Genomic DNA, 13,284 nt, shown 5'->3' with positions numbered 1-13,284 from the left:
CGGAACCTAACCAACTGTTTTTGTTCCGTTTGAAGTGCTTGTTGAACGAAGCCGCTTTGCGGCAGAAAAAACAAAAGTAATCTGTACTTACCTTAACTGTCAATATCGGCAGTCTTGAGGAGTACCTTATGAATATCATCGAGCAAGCTCGTTTCAATTTATTGGTTCAATCTTACCTTAACGAACTGACCTTACAAGGAAAAAGTGACAAAACTATTGACTGTTACAGTCGATGTTTTAGGCAAACAGCCACTTTCTTTGATACCTGCCCAGACGACTTGACGGTTGAAGCGCTGAAAACTTACTTCCTGTACCTCGTTGAGAATAAATCATGGAGTCACGTTAAAATCACCCGTTGTGCTATTCAGTTTTTATACACACATGTGCTACAGCGCCCTTGGCAATGGGTTGATATTGTTAAGCCCCCTAAAGTTCAAGCACTTCAGGATGTTTTATCCTTATCTGAAGTCGCTGCAATTATTAATACCACGCGTCAATTACGATACCAAGTGTATTACTTAACCACTTATAGTTTAGGGTTACGCTTATCTGAAACCTTAAATTTAACGATTGCTGATATTGATCGTCATTTAATGCAAGTGCATTTACGTTATACCAAAAACAAAAAAGACCGTTTCGTTCCTTTGCCACAAGCAACCTTGTTGGCATTACGTCATTATTGGAAAACACACCGTCATCCCAGTTTGTTGTTTCCTGGGGGGAAGCCACCACATAGTCGACAAGACAAAACGCTGGTCATGGACAAAGGCGGTATACAAAAAACCATTAAACTTGTCGCTAACGCCTGTGGCATAACTAAAAATGTTCACGTGCATACGCTGAGACACTCTATTGCCACTCATATGCTTGAGCGTGGCGCGAGTTTACGCTCTATTCAAGTTTTTCTAGGTCACGCTTGCCCCAAAACAACCGCGCTTTATACCCGCATGACAGAGGAAGTCGCGCAAAACAGTACACTTATGCTCAATGATATCGTTGACTCGCTTAACATTACTTGGCGGGAGCAGCGTGATGATTGAACTCGCCCAGATAGCCAGACAGTATCAAGATGAATTTACCCAAAAATACGCGAAACAAATGAAAGGAGTACACCATCAGGCACTCACAAAAATCATGGCGTGCCATACCCCACAAGCAGGGGCAATGTTGTATCATTGTGATGATTGTCAAACCAACAGCACCTTTCATCCTTCATGTGGCCATCGACACTGTCCGGCTTGCCAACATAAGAGCAATAGTGATTGGTTAACGTTGCAACAACAAAAATTGTTGCCTGTAGATTATTATTTAGTAACGTTCACGTTACCCTATCAATGTCGTCATTTTATTTGGACTCACCAAAAGTGGGCTTATCAAGCGATGTTCACTGCCGCTAAACAAACCCTAGACGCTTTTTTTAAACGAGATAAACAGCTTGGGGAAAATAATGGCCTCATTGCGGTGTTGCACACGCACTCCAGGCGACTTGAGTTTCACCCTCACATTCATCTTGTGGTACCCGCAGGCGGGTTAGATAAATCGAGAAAACAGTGGCAAACAAAATCAGGGAAATACCTTTTTAAAGCCGATAACTTAGCCAAGGTGTTTCGAGGAAAATTCATCGCGCTACTGTGTGCGTCTGGTTATTATCTCCCGGCTAAAACCTCTAGTTCGTGGGTAGCTGATTGTCAGCACGTAGGGAAAGGCGATAGTGCGTTAACCTACCTTGCTAGATACCTCTATCGTGGGGTGGTGAATGAAAACAACCTACTCTCGATTAAGCATGACCGAGTGACGTTTCAATATAAAGAAAGTAAAACGAAACAGTTTAAAACCATCACCGAGCACGCTACGGCCTTTTTATGGCGAGTACTACAACATGTACTGCCTAGCGGTTTTCGACGAGCACGCAATTATGGTTTTTTACATGGCAATGCTAACCGTACGTTAAAGCGGTTACAGTTACTGCTTAACGTGGTGTTAGCGCCCAGTGAAACATTACCTAAAAAGGCGTTTGTTGCCCCTAATTGTGCCACTCAAATGACGCTATACCTAATGCGACGAGGTCATCGCGTCATTATGGGTCATACGATATAAAACAAGGAAGTGCCTAAGCAAAAGGAATTGTTGCGCCCTAAACAGTCACAAAGTGAGGATAATAAATATAAGAAAAAACAAATTGTTGCGTTACTATATTACCAAACTCTGTTTAGTGATAGTAGCTGCGCTTGGCCTGAAAATCACCGCTTAGAGGCACCGCCAACAGACAACCCATCTTAGTTTTATTTATTTACTTATAAAGAGTACGCACCAACACCGGGCTTGTTCAACAACAGGATTAAGTTGCGGCTGCGCGCAACCTATCCTTTATTTATTAGCAGGTTGTTTACACCCAACTTATTAGTTATTGAACACCCGCCATTTTATACAGAAATAATGCAAGTCCACCAAAAAAAATGATACCAACGATTACCATGACTGTTAATGTTTTGGATTGTTTCATTGAATCTGATAAATCTTTTGCTGGCACTAGTCCTAACGCCATTAGAATATTTACAATAAAATCCATTTAATACTCCTTGTTGATTAACCTGCTAACAGCTTATTAAACGGAAAAATTCCGCCTTTCCACAAGCAAGATCACACTACTTGTGAATATTTATTCAAATCAATATACATAACTTAATATTACCATTCAATAAGTTATTGTCAGCTCTTGAATAACCTGATGTAAAAAGGCAGATTTAATCTGTCTCTCTACAAAAAAGCGGGAAATGCGACAATACTGTATGAACAACCAGCAGTAACTTTAAAATTTGCAACAATATAATTAGTGCTTTAAAAATATAACAACACGCTCTCAGATTGACTGTAGAAAAATAACAAACAAAACTTAGCTACTCACTAACCTGCCAATTTATAGCGCTTTTATTTTGTGCTGCTAGCCATTGATTGGCCTTTGAAAAGTGTTGGCAACCAAAAAAGCCTCGGTAAGCTGACAGTGGCGATGGGTGCGGCCCATTCAAGACTAAATGCTTTTGCTGATTAATATTCTTACCTTTCTTTTGCGCGTGGCTACCCCACAGTAAAAATACACAGCCTTCGTTACGCTCATTGAGCTCAGCAATAATGTTATCGGTAAAGGTTTCCCAGCCCAATTTAGCATGTGAATGCGCATTTGCTTGCTTAACGGTCAGTACGGTATTGAGCAACAACACGCCTTGCTCAGCCCATTCCATTAAATAACCATGTTTCGGGGTTTTAAAGCCAGCAATATCTTGCGTCAGTTCTTTGTATATATTGACTAATGAAGGAGGAATTTTAATGCCTTTACGTACAGAAAACGCTAAACCATGCGCTTGTGACTCACCGTTAGCACCTAAGCCGTGGTATGGATCCTGGCCTAAAATTACCACTTTTACTTCAGGTAAATCGACGGTTGAAAAAGCCGTAAAAACATCCGCTTCGTTTGGCAATATAACGTCGCCATTAGCTCGCTGCTGCTCGATTTCTTGAGATAGTTCTTGGAAGTAATCTTGTTGCTGTTCATTGGCAATTATTTTTTGCCACTGCGGTTTTAACTTATTCATATCACGGCTCTTATTCAATATCATCTGTACATTATGCGGCATTGGCTACGTAAATGTCATTAACGCACTACCATAACAAGTTAGATGCAATATTTTAGCGATCACTCATAGCTATTTCACCGCACAATTTCAGACAGCCTGGGGTTTTCTCTTCGCACTGCGGAGACAAAAAAGGCAGTAAAAACTGCCTTTAATTTCTTATAAGCTGTTGTTCACTTTAACTAAGCTAATAGATAGGCTCTTAGTTCCGAAAAATCTGTCGAGCTTGTTGTTGATAAAATAGTTTCGCTTGCACAATCGGCTAGTTCTTTCGGTAAACCTATCGGCTGCCCTAAAGTACTTTCAACAATATCTTTAAATTTAGCCGGATGCGCTGTGCCCAAAAATACGCCAAATTCGTTATCAAGGGCATTATATTGTAATGCTCGATAAGCAACAGCAGCATGAGGTTCACTAATGTAGCCAAGTTTTGCTAGCTGAATCATGGTCATCTGTGTTTGCTCTTCATCAATAGAGACAGAGCTGACACAATCTTTGTCAACTAAACCCGCTTTTAGCATATGTTCAACACGTGGCCAGTTATTTGGATTACTTACATCCATGGCATTAGAAATAGTTGCCACGGTCTCATTCGGTGACCATTCACCGGTTTGTAAATAGCGCGGTACCGTGTCATTAGCATTCGTTGCGGCAATAAAGCGCTTGATCGGTAAACCTAAGGCTTTAGCAAAAAGTCCAGCGGTGAGATTACCAAAATTACCACTCGGAATTGAGAACACAATTTCTTTTAAGGCTTCAGCGCCTTTTTGGCGATACAACTGTGCAACGGCTTCAAAGTAATAACAAATTTGAGCTAACAATCGACTGATGTTAATTGAGTTAGCTGAGTTTAAGCCGATAGCTTCTTTTAGCTCTTGATCATCAAAAGACTGTTTAACCAAAGACTGACAATCATCAAACGTTCCCTCTACCGCGATAGTGCGAATATTTCCGCCAAGCGTCGTAAACATTTTTTCCTGTAATAAACTGATCTTACCTTTCGGATATAAAATCACTACATCAATGTTATCAATACCATGAAAGGCATGTGCAACGGCAGCGCCAGTATCACCAGAGGTCGCCGTTAATATCGTGACTTTTTTGTTCTCACTAAATGCTTGTAAACATTTAGCCATAAAGCGAGCACCAAAATCTTTAAACGCTAATGTTGGACCATGAAACAGTTCTAAAATGGCTCTTTTTTCACTGATTGGCTGCATTTGCGCTGGAAAGTTAAAGGCATCAGTGACAATTTTAGTCAGCTGAGCTTCGGTTAAATCATCGCTAACAAATGGGTAAAGTACTTTTACGCTGCGCTCAACCATTGGCAATGCCAATAAGGCTTCAATATCATCAAAACGAGGGATTGCTTCTGGGAAGAATAAGCCTTGATTACGTCCTAAACCTTGCTTTACTGCGCCAGCAAAGCTGACTTGTTCATCATTTTCTTTTAAATTATAAAATTTCACACTCAATTCCTATATAGGTTTATCTTGTGGCTTAATAGCCAACAGACCAAACATTAGAATAATTCTCTAAGGTAAGCTTACCGCACCTTCAGTATCCGCTCGGCAAACATGAACAAATCCGTCACTTGTGCCGTTAGTCGATGTTTGTAAATAATTTTCTGTTAACCAGTTGGCAAACTTTTCAGCTTTTCCTGCATCGTCAGTAACACAAAAAAGTGTCGGACCTGAGCCAGAAATACCAACCGCTAAACATCCTTCCGCTCTTAAGTGGCTGGCAGCTGCGCTATAACCCGGTAAAATTGACTCGCGATAAGGTTCTGCGACTACATCAGTTAATACGCCGAACGCTTGTGCTTTATCACCACGATGACAAGCGTCAACAAAGGTCGCTAAATTCTGACCAAAACTGATCAAATCAGCTCGCGAATAACTCGTTGGCAAGATATCTCTGGCGGCTTTTGTGGATATTTCAATACCAGGATAAGCCATGACAAAGTAGCAATCGTCAAATTGCGGTAAATTACGGGTGATAATCTCTGGGTTTGGCACCATTAATTGCATGCCACCTAAGAAGCACGGCGCGACATTATCATAATGTAAACTACCACTAATTTGTGCTTCCATTTGTCCCATCATTTTTAACAACGCTTGCTCTGAAAAACTAAATTCATGATACTTTTCATAGAAAGCATTTAAACCTGCAAGCGCCGCCACTACAGAACAAGCACTAGAGCCTAAACCGCTGCCTACAGGCATGCGTTTATCTAGCGTAACTTTCACGGCAACCACCGCTTGTTTACTTGCTAGAAGTTGTTCATTAAAAAGCAGTAAACAGTGCCAAACAATATTTTGCTTAACGTCACTAGGTAATTTTTTCGCAAAACTGCCGGTAACTTCTAATTGGTCGTCGCCATTACTGTGCGTGACAGTAACTACATCGCCAAGTAATGTACCGTCGAGTGGCTTAACCGCTAAACCTAAAACATCAAAACCGACATTAACATTGCCAATTGATGCTGGTGCAAAGACTGAAACGCTCATTAATGTTGTTGCTCCCATGCTAACGTTCTTAATACATCACCGAAAACACCGGCAGCAGTTACGGCCGCCCCTGCGCCATAGCCACGTAAAACAAAAGGTAATGGTTGATAATAACGGCTATGAATCGCTAATGCGTTTTCGCCATCTTTAATACTATATAATGGATGGTCGGCACTTACCGCTTCAATAGCGACCTGACACTTTCCATCAACAATATTACCAATATATCTTAATACTTTTCCTTCTGCTTTAGCGGCATCAATACGCTCAGCGAAAGCTTTATCTAATTGAGGTAAGTTAGCCATAAAAGTAGCCACATCGCCGCTAGCATCAAATGAATCAGCTAAAACAGGCTCTATAGTAATATCAGTAAGCTCTAATGGCATTCCTGCCTCTCTAGCCATGATCAACAATTTACGGGCAACGTCCATACCACTCAAATCGTCTCTAGGATCCGGCTCAGTAAAACCTTGCTCTTTGGCTAATGCTGTCGCTTGAGATAATGTCATACCTTCATCAAGCTTACCAAAAATATAAGATAATGAACCAGATAATACGCCTTCAAAACGTTGCAGCTCATCTCCAGCTTTTAGCAAGTTCTGTAAAGTATCAATAACCGGTAAACCAGCGCCAACGGTTGTCTCATATAAAAATCGACGGTTAGTTTTTTGCGCCGCTGTGCGCAATGCTTGATAATATTGCCAAGAATCTGTGTTAGCTTTCTTATTCGGCGTCACGACATTAAAGCCGGCTTCTAAATAATCAACGTATTGCAAAGCCAATTCTTCGTTTGAAGTACAGTCGACTAATACCGGGTTAATTAAGTGGTTCTCTCGAACAAAATGTTTAATATTTTCGACGGTAACAGCTACAGGTTGTTGGTTGAGATTTTCCTGCCAATTAGCAACATCGATACCTTCACTGTTAAATACCATACCTTTACTGTTCGCTAAGCCATAAACTTTTAAAGAAATATTATCGGCTTTAAGTTTTGTCTGCTGACGCGCTATTTGAGCAAGTAGCTCGCTACCGACAACACCACAGCCAACTAAGAAAACGTCGATAGTAGGTTTATGCGAAAAGAAGTTTTGATGACTCACTTTCATGGCATCAGTGCACTTTCTACTTTCAATCACCACTGAAATACTACGCTCAGACGAGTCTTGTGCAATGGCAACCACATTGACTCGAGCTTGCGCTAACGAACCAAAGAATTTAGCGGCAACACCTTGTTGATGATGCATACCATCGCCAACTAACGACACAATAGATAATTGATGCGTTAACGTTAACGGTTCTAATAAACCATTTAACAGCTCTAGTTCAAATTCTTCTTGCAGGCTTTGCTCTGCTTTATCAGCGTCAGACGAGTAAATACAAAAACTGATACAGTATTCACTAGAAGATTGGCTAATAAGAATTAATGAGATTTTTTCACGGCTCATGGTCGCGAAAACACGGCTTGCCATCCCCACCATACCTTTCATGCCTGGGCCTGAAACATTAACCATCGTTAAGTCATCAAGGTTTGAAATCGCTTTCACTCGTTTACTTTGATCATTTTCATTAGCAATTAAAGTCCCTGGCGCATCTGGGTTGCCGGTATTTTTAATTAAACAAGGGATATGATGCTGAGCAATGGGACCAATAGTTTTAGGGTGTAAAACACTGGCGCCAAAATAAGATAGCTCCATTGCTTCTTGGTAAGACAAGTAATCTAATAACTTAGCTTCTTTGATCAAACGAGGATCGGCGTTATACACACCATCAACATCCGTCCAAATTTCACAATATTCTGCTTCACTACATACCGCTAATACCGCTGCTGAATAATCTGAGCCATTTCTACCTAGCGTAGTGACATTATCTTGGCTATCAACACCGATAAAACCCGGCATAAGGGCAATGTTGTTAAGGTCACTATAAACGGCTTGAAACTTCTCTTTACATAGCACGAGATCTGCAACAGCATTCATCGATACGTCGTTGGTACGCAAGAAGCGTTCTGGCTCTATAACACTAGCGTCATAATCATCAGCAGCTAACACCGACTGTAGCAATGCCACACTCAAGCGTTCACCAATACTGATGATGCGTGCACGGACATGTTCTGGACAAAATGATAACAATGTTGCGCCATGCAAATAACGACTAAGCTGCTGCTCCCAAGTTACCAGTACTTGTTCACTATGTAATGGGCAAAACTTTGGTAGGGTCGCGGATAAGTCTTCAATAATATTTTTAATTGCGTGCTTAAAATGTAGCAAGTCACCTTTAAGCTTTTCTTCGTTAGAAATGTTCTCTGCCATCGCTACAAGATGATTGGTTACCCCTTGTGGCGCAGAAACAACAACAGCAAGACGAGACGACTGACTTTTGTTTTTGATGATATTCGCCACTTCGATAAAACGTTGACCCGAAGCCAAAGAAGAACCACCAAACTTTAATACACGCATTTTTACTCCCCTAAAAACAAAAAAAGCCCGTAACCTTTAATAGGTCACGGGCTTGATAAAATTGATAAACTTTACTCGTCAGCCAATGACCACCATCCCAATGAGGGTGGTAGTGGTAATAATAATGATTCGGCTAAGTAAATTATTCATGAGTTATAAAGTGCCTGATATGTTTTTTTCTGTCAACCCATTTTTATGAATAAAACAAACTAATATATGGATAAAATATCAGAAGATTGAATATTTTAGTAAAATATTCAGGCAACAACTGTTTTTTGCGTGAGAGATGGGGTCGCTAAACAAACGCGATCACGGCCCATAGACTTGGCTTCATACAATGCAATATCCGCATTGCTGATCAAATCTTCATAGCGAGTATCTTTTGCATCAATTACTGCAACGCCAATACTGACAGTGACGTTAATGCTGTGTCCTTGATAGTCAACAGTATTGCTAGCTATAGTTTGACGTATCCGCTCAGCCACTTCTTCTGCGCCTACCAGATCGGTATTAGGCAATATCACTGCAAACTCTTCACCACCATAACGACCAAACATATCGCCCATACGCAGCAAATCATTGATAGACTTTGCCGTCTCAACAAGCACTTTATCACCACCTTGATGGCCAAAGGTATCATTCAATGCTTTAAATTGATCTAAATCGAGCATCACTAACGCAAGCTCATAACTATAACGGCGTGCCCGTGAGAATTCACTGGCTAAACACTCTTCCCAATGTTTACGATTAAATGCTTGAGTCAAACCATCAATACGATTAGATAAAGCTAACTCTTCTAGTGCCTTATTTAATTGTGTTTGATAATGGCAAATATCAGTAACATCTTCAATTAAAAGACAAACATGCTCAACTTCCCCTTCAACTTCAACCGGCAGAAAGGTACAATTTTGCGCCATAAAATCACTATCCGTTGTTATCGGACGAGAATGAGAAAGCTCAAACAGGTGATGACGTTGCTCCCAACCGCAAAAGGACTGATTTTTTAGCTGGATAACACTGGATAATTTCCGCTCAAACCACTTTTTGGGTAATTCAGGAAAAACAGTAAAAATACTTTTCCCAATAACATTGTTGTCTTTTTTATTGGCATGTACTTCTAAAAATCGATTCCACATAACAATATTAAAATTACTATCGAGAATCAAAATTCCAGTATTTAACCGGTTGGTAATATTATGATAAAGCGCATCTAACATAATTAAAACTCTTCCAATATACGGTCGATAACGGTCTTAATGTTAATAATGGCTTGCTCAGGGATCAATAACACCATATCACAGTTAAAAGAGTAGTCGGTTACTTGATAACTAATACGCACTTTCAAGGCTAAATCCCAATTAAATGATTGCTGTTGTAAGTGTTGAGTTACAGCGCCGAGGTTAGGCGACAACAACCGAGGCGCACTATATGACATCTGATTATCTATTTGACTAGCAAACACATTCAAAAATGTCGTGGTTAAAATAGAGCTTAAATCGATAATTTGCTCATCAAAAGTTAACTCATCAGCTTCATAACCAAGTAAGTCAGCCAAACGGTTTGAGTCTTGTGGCTGGTACATCAAGAGTGCCTCGCCACGTATACCTTCATAACCAAAAAAGCCTTGGCTAACCACCGCCGTTGCCTTTAAATCTTGATTAAGCGTAACAAAAAGTTGTTCTGACTTTACTTGTTCAATTTTAGGCACTTTCAAATACACAAAGGTATCTAAATAGCGGGCAAGCTGATCACTTGCCTGTCCCATCGCGACATTAATCAGCTCTTGTAAACAATCTTGCTGATCTTCAGTTAAGTCAAATGCATTCATAAAAAACCGTGAGTTTTCAAATTTTCATTTAAGATATCTAATTGTACAGGTTTACGTAGAAATGCTTTTGCGCCTAAATCCATGACTCGGCTTTGCATTTCAGGCTGAACATCGGCAGAAATAACAAATACCGCTAATTCAATATTGTCATCTTTTAATGCTTGTAAAACCCCTAAACCATCGATGACAGGCATAGTTAAATCAAGAAATAAGATATCAATATTTTTATCACGTAAAATCTCTAAGGCTTCTTGACCATTTTGGGCTAATTGCACATGAGTGGATAAACTTTCGGGAAGGCTTCTAAATACTTGCTTTCGAGCTAAGTTAGAGTCATCACAAATAAGAACATTTGTACTCATTTGATACTAATCCTTTATTATTTTTTTTATTAGCTGTTAATTTACCCTAATTTTGTGCTGCTGTTAATTACTAATACGAAGAAAAGTGACGTTTATTTCAACTTAATTGCTTAAAAGTGCAGGTAAATGCCATTATCAGGCTATCAATATAGTACGAAAAGACAATTATAAGAATAAATAATACCAACACTTAATGTAAGCTTTAAAGCTTTCACTATAAACTTAGCAACAATTCGATAATGCCTAATGACATTGCCGCAGATAAAAAATAAATGATGCTAGCTTTCCAACTATAACGAGTGAGTTTCATATTTATCTCCTTTATATACCAATTAAACCGATTGATTGCGCAAAACTAATAAACTTAATAAACTTAATAGACTTAATAGACTTGGTATCATTAATAGAACTTTTTACCGTCAATAAAAAGCAGAGAACAATTAGCAGTTCTCATGCCAACTAGTTAAAAACCATATGGATTTTATCGAGGGTATGACAAGAATTCATTACTAGATAAGGACTAGCGGGCAACACTTACCATCGTAAGTAAGGTTGATGCTCTGATAGCCAGTTTTTGGCTAATTGATATTCAGGACAGTGGGTGGCAACTAATTGCCAAAATTTTGTCGAATGATTCATATGCTTAAGGTGACATAGTTCATGAATTATCACGTAGTCAATCACCCAGCTAGGCAACATTTTCAGTAAGTAATTAAAACTTAGCTCACCACGATTGTTGCAGCTTCCCCAACGCGCCTTATATTTTCTGACTTTAAAAGCCGTGGGGTTGAGTGCTAATTGCTTGGAAAATATTAATAGGTTTTGTGCAATATAATTTTCGATATGCGCTTTAAACCAACAGTCTATTTGCGACTTCACTTGCGCTAGAGTCGCAGCTGAGTTTAGATCATCCTGACGATACCTTTCAGTCAGAACAACAGTCAGGCTTTGCCTACTGGCATTATGCAGCACATGCTTACGCCCAAACTCAATATTGATACTATGTGGTAAGCCATCAAGATATACGGTTGGGTTGTTCGTTAATTTTTCACCAACAAACTGTAAAGTAAAATGGGGGTTTGATCGTGATTTTTGCTTTTGCTCTGCTACCTTTTGTTGCAGCCATTGCAATTTAGCCTGTATTAAGTTTTCAACGTAAGTGGTTTTAACAAACGTTGGTGCTCTAACAATAACTTGCGCATTACTTACCTGCAAAGCAATAGTTTTTCTTCGCGCACTACGGATCAATTGATATTCCAAAACGCCCCACAATAAGCTTCTTTACTGATCATCACACTTTGTATATTTTTATCACTAAACATGGCCTTAAGATATTTCAGCTTTGGCCTTACTCGTTGCTTTCACGCTGGCTACTTTAGTTTTTTTCGCTTTTTCTGTTAGCGGTGGCTCGCTTGCTTTTATCGGTTCGGTACTTTTAGTTGCCGTTTTATTGGTAACCGCTTTGGCTTTTTTAGCTTGTAAAGCTACCAATACATCTTCACGGTTTTGTGCCAAATAAACACTCAGTTCTTCACGGATACTCTCAGAAAGCTCGACAGGTGCTTGTTCAAACATTTCAGATAAACTATCTGCCATATCGAGCATTTTATCGTATTCATCTGCGGCTTTTTTATCCATGAATGTTTCTACCTCCACACCTTGTCTTATCACGACAAATCGACTTTCAACTGCCATTGTTATCCCTTATATCACTGTTTACCAAATTCGAATCATAGTCATTATGTCTTAAAATCACAGAAGTAGTGACTGTACATAATCCCAGTATCATACCTTGATTATTATAAATTACCAGAAATTGTTAGCTCATAGCTCGGTTTAATGGCAGTTCGTCGCACGATATATGCCCTTAGTGTGCTCCAAAATGTCTAGAAGGATGAATAGATGTAAAAATTAATGTCGAAAAGCTATGTTATCAAGCTAGTTTTATTAAATATAAACAATAAATTACCCTCGAAATTTGCTATACCCACTTCTGTTTAATATTTACATTCAGTCAGCGCTTGCTTACAACTTTTTATCATATTTAGCTCACTATTAAGAGGTAACAACACGCTATTATTTTCAAATAGCCATTAACGTTTAATTGGAGAATAAAATGAAAAGTTTAAAATTGTTCGCAACCGCAACTTTCACTGGTGTAATGTTGTCTGCTTTAAGTTTTAGTAGTCATGCCATGGATAAATATACTGAAAGTGCTCTTATTGATGTTTGTAAAACAACGTTAACCAATAATGTCTCTAGATTTAAAAAAACGGTTAAGTCTTATAACCTACGGGATAAAACTATCGCCATGAAAGTCATGTGCAATGGAGACGATATTATCGCTTTTGCACAAAAGCATGGTGCCAATAAAACCGCTGCTCGCTTAGAGCACAGCATTAATAGTAGTGTTAACATTATTGATGTTGCAGCCGTTGAAAAAATAAAGCTTAACTTTTAGTTGAATGGATATTGGTTTTAACGGATATGGTAGGAATT

Annotated in this window: 13 protein-coding genes; 3 read left to right on the top strand and 10 right to left on the bottom strand. The window is 39.2% G+C overall.

All coding sequences use genetic code 11. The features are described from left to right. Window positions 1-128 precede the first annotated feature (128 nt). Window positions 129-1,040 (top strand): site-specific integrase, encoded by a 912-nt coding sequence (locus tag FGD67_RS16100; protein WP_257172104.1) that lies wholly within the window; start codon window positions 129-131, stop codon window positions 1,038-1,040. Further along, the gene (locus FGD67_RS16095; protein WP_257172103.1) at window positions 1,033-2,097 is read left to right on the top strand and encodes a transposase; all 1,065 of its coding nucleotides are present in this window, start codon (window positions 1,033-1,035) and stop codon (window positions 2,095-2,097) included. Before FGD67_RS16100 ends, FGD67_RS16095 begins: the two co-directional genes overlap by 8 nt. 307 nt (window positions 2,098-2,404) lie before the next feature. Here the strand turns inward: FGD67_RS16095 and FGD67_RS16090 are convergent, their stop codons facing one another. The 10 genes from FGD67_RS16090 to FGD67_RS16045 all read right to left on the bottom strand — a co-directional run bounded on the left by FGD67_RS16090 (window position 2,405) and on the right by FGD67_RS16045 (window position 12,480). Next, complete coding sequence (locus tag FGD67_RS16090; RefSeq protein ID WP_257172102.1) at window positions 2,405-2,569, bottom strand: hypothetical protein; 165 nt, start codon at window positions 2,567-2,569, stop codon at window positions 2,405-2,407. A gap of 328 nt (window positions 2,570-2,897) precedes the next feature. Further along, window positions 2,898-3,590, bottom strand: coding sequence for a uracil-DNA glycosylase (gene ung, locus FGD67_RS16085; RefSeq protein ID WP_257172101.1), 693 nt, complete (start codon window positions 3,588-3,590; stop codon window positions 2,898-2,900). Between the two features lie 221 nt (window positions 3,591-3,811). Next, complete coding sequence (gene thrC, locus FGD67_RS16080) at window positions 3,812-5,098, bottom strand: threonine synthase (protein ID WP_257172100.1); 1,287 nt, start codon at window positions 5,096-5,098, stop codon at window positions 3,812-3,814. 66 nt (window positions 5,099-5,164) lie between these two features. Then, window positions 5,165-6,139 (bottom strand): homoserine kinase, encoded by a 975-nt coding sequence (gene thrB / locus FGD67_RS16075; RefSeq protein WP_257172099.1) that lies wholly within the window; start codon window positions 6,137-6,139, stop codon window positions 5,165-5,167. Then, window positions 6,139-8,595 carry a bifunctional aspartate kinase/homoserine dehydrogenase I gene (gene thrA, locus FGD67_RS16070; protein WP_257172098.1) on the bottom strand — a complete coding sequence of 819 codons (2,457 nt, stop codon included), beginning with the start codon at window positions 8,593-8,595 and terminating at the stop codon, window positions 6,139-6,141. Before thrA ends, thrB begins: the two co-directional genes overlap by 1 nt. A 257-nt stretch (window positions 8,596-8,852) precedes the next feature. Beyond that, window positions 8,853-9,812 carry a diguanylate cyclase gene (locus tag FGD67_RS16065; RefSeq protein WP_257172097.1) on the bottom strand — a complete coding sequence of 320 codons (960 nt, stop codon included), beginning with the start codon at window positions 9,810-9,812 and terminating at the stop codon, window positions 8,853-8,855. Window positions 9,813-9,814: 2 nt separating this feature from the next. Further along, a complete protein-coding gene (locus FGD67_RS16060; RefSeq protein ID WP_257172096.1) occupies window positions 9,815-10,423 on the bottom strand; it encodes a chemotaxis protein in 609 nt (202 codons plus the stop codon). Further along, window positions 10,420-10,785 (bottom strand): response regulator, encoded by a 366-nt coding sequence (locus tag FGD67_RS16055; protein ID WP_257172095.1) that lies wholly within the window; start codon window positions 10,783-10,785, stop codon window positions 10,420-10,422. The genes FGD67_RS16060 and FGD67_RS16055 overlap by 4 nt, the downstream gene beginning before the upstream one ends. Window positions 10,786-11,319: 534 nt before the next feature. Beyond that, window positions 11,320-12,033: a M48 family metallopeptidase gene (locus FGD67_RS16050; protein ID WP_257172094.1), complete on the bottom strand. Its 714-nt coding sequence runs from the start codon at window positions 12,031-12,033 to the stop codon at window positions 11,320-11,322. 78 nt (window positions 12,034-12,111) lie between these two features. Beyond that, a complete protein-coding gene (locus FGD67_RS16045) occupies window positions 12,112-12,480 on the bottom strand; it encodes a YebG family protein (protein WP_257172093.1) in 369 nt (122 codons plus the stop codon). Between the two features lie 421 nt (window positions 12,481-12,901). On the opposite strand from FGD67_RS16045, the gene FGD67_RS16040 reads away from it, so the two are divergent. After that, window positions 12,902-13,246 (top strand): DUF3718 domain-containing protein, encoded by a 345-nt coding sequence (locus FGD67_RS16040; protein WP_257172092.1) that lies wholly within the window; start codon window positions 12,902-12,904, stop codon window positions 13,244-13,246. Window positions 13,247-13,284 lie beyond the last annotated feature (38 nt).

Source organism: Colwellia sp. M166, from assembly GCF_024585285.1.
Lineage (GTDB): Bacteria > Pseudomonadota > Gammaproteobacteria > Enterobacterales > Alteromonadaceae > Cognaticolwellia.
Note: the sequence above shows the minus strand (reverse complement) of the source record. Positions and strands in the feature narration are given on the sequence as shown.

Coding starts and splice junctions, on each gene's coding strand:
- FGD67_RS16100 (WP_257172104.1), top strand. CDS start 129: ATGAATATCATCGAGCAAGCTCGTTTCAATTTATTGGTTCAATCTTAC.
- FGD67_RS16095 (WP_257172103.1), top strand. CDS start 1,033: ATGATTGAACTCGCCCAGATAGCCAGACAGTATCAAGATGAATTTACC.
- FGD67_RS16090 (WP_257172102.1), bottom strand. CDS start 2,569: ATGGATTTTATTGTAAATATTCTAATGGCGTTAGGACTAGTGCCAGCA.
- ung (WP_257172101.1), bottom strand. CDS start 3,590: ATGAATAAGTTAAAACCGCAGTGGCAAAAAATAATTGCCAATGAACAG.
- thrB (WP_257172099.1), bottom strand. CDS start 6,139: ATGAGCGTTTCAGTCTTTGCACCAGCATCAATTGGCAATGTTAATGTC.
- thrA (WP_257172098.1), bottom strand. CDS start 8,595: ATGCGTGTATTAAAGTTTGGTGGTTCTTCTTTGGCTTCGGGTCAACGT.
- FGD67_RS16065 (WP_257172097.1), bottom strand. CDS start 9,812: ATGTTAGATGCGCTTTATCATAATATTACCAACCGGTTAAATACTGGA.
- FGD67_RS16060 (WP_257172096.1), bottom strand. CDS start 10,423: ATGAATGCATTTGACTTAACTGAAGATCAGCAAGATTGTTTACAAGAG.
- FGD67_RS16055 (WP_257172095.1), bottom strand. CDS start 10,785: ATGAGTACAAATGTTCTTATTTGTGATGACTCTAACTTAGCTCGAAAG.
- FGD67_RS16045 (WP_257172093.1), bottom strand. CDS start 12,480: ATGGCAGTTGAAAGTCGATTTGTCGTGATAAGACAAGGTGTGGAGGTA.
- FGD67_RS16040 (WP_257172092.1), top strand. CDS start 12,902: ATGAAAAGTTTAAAATTGTTCGCAACCGCAACTTTCACTGGTGTAATG.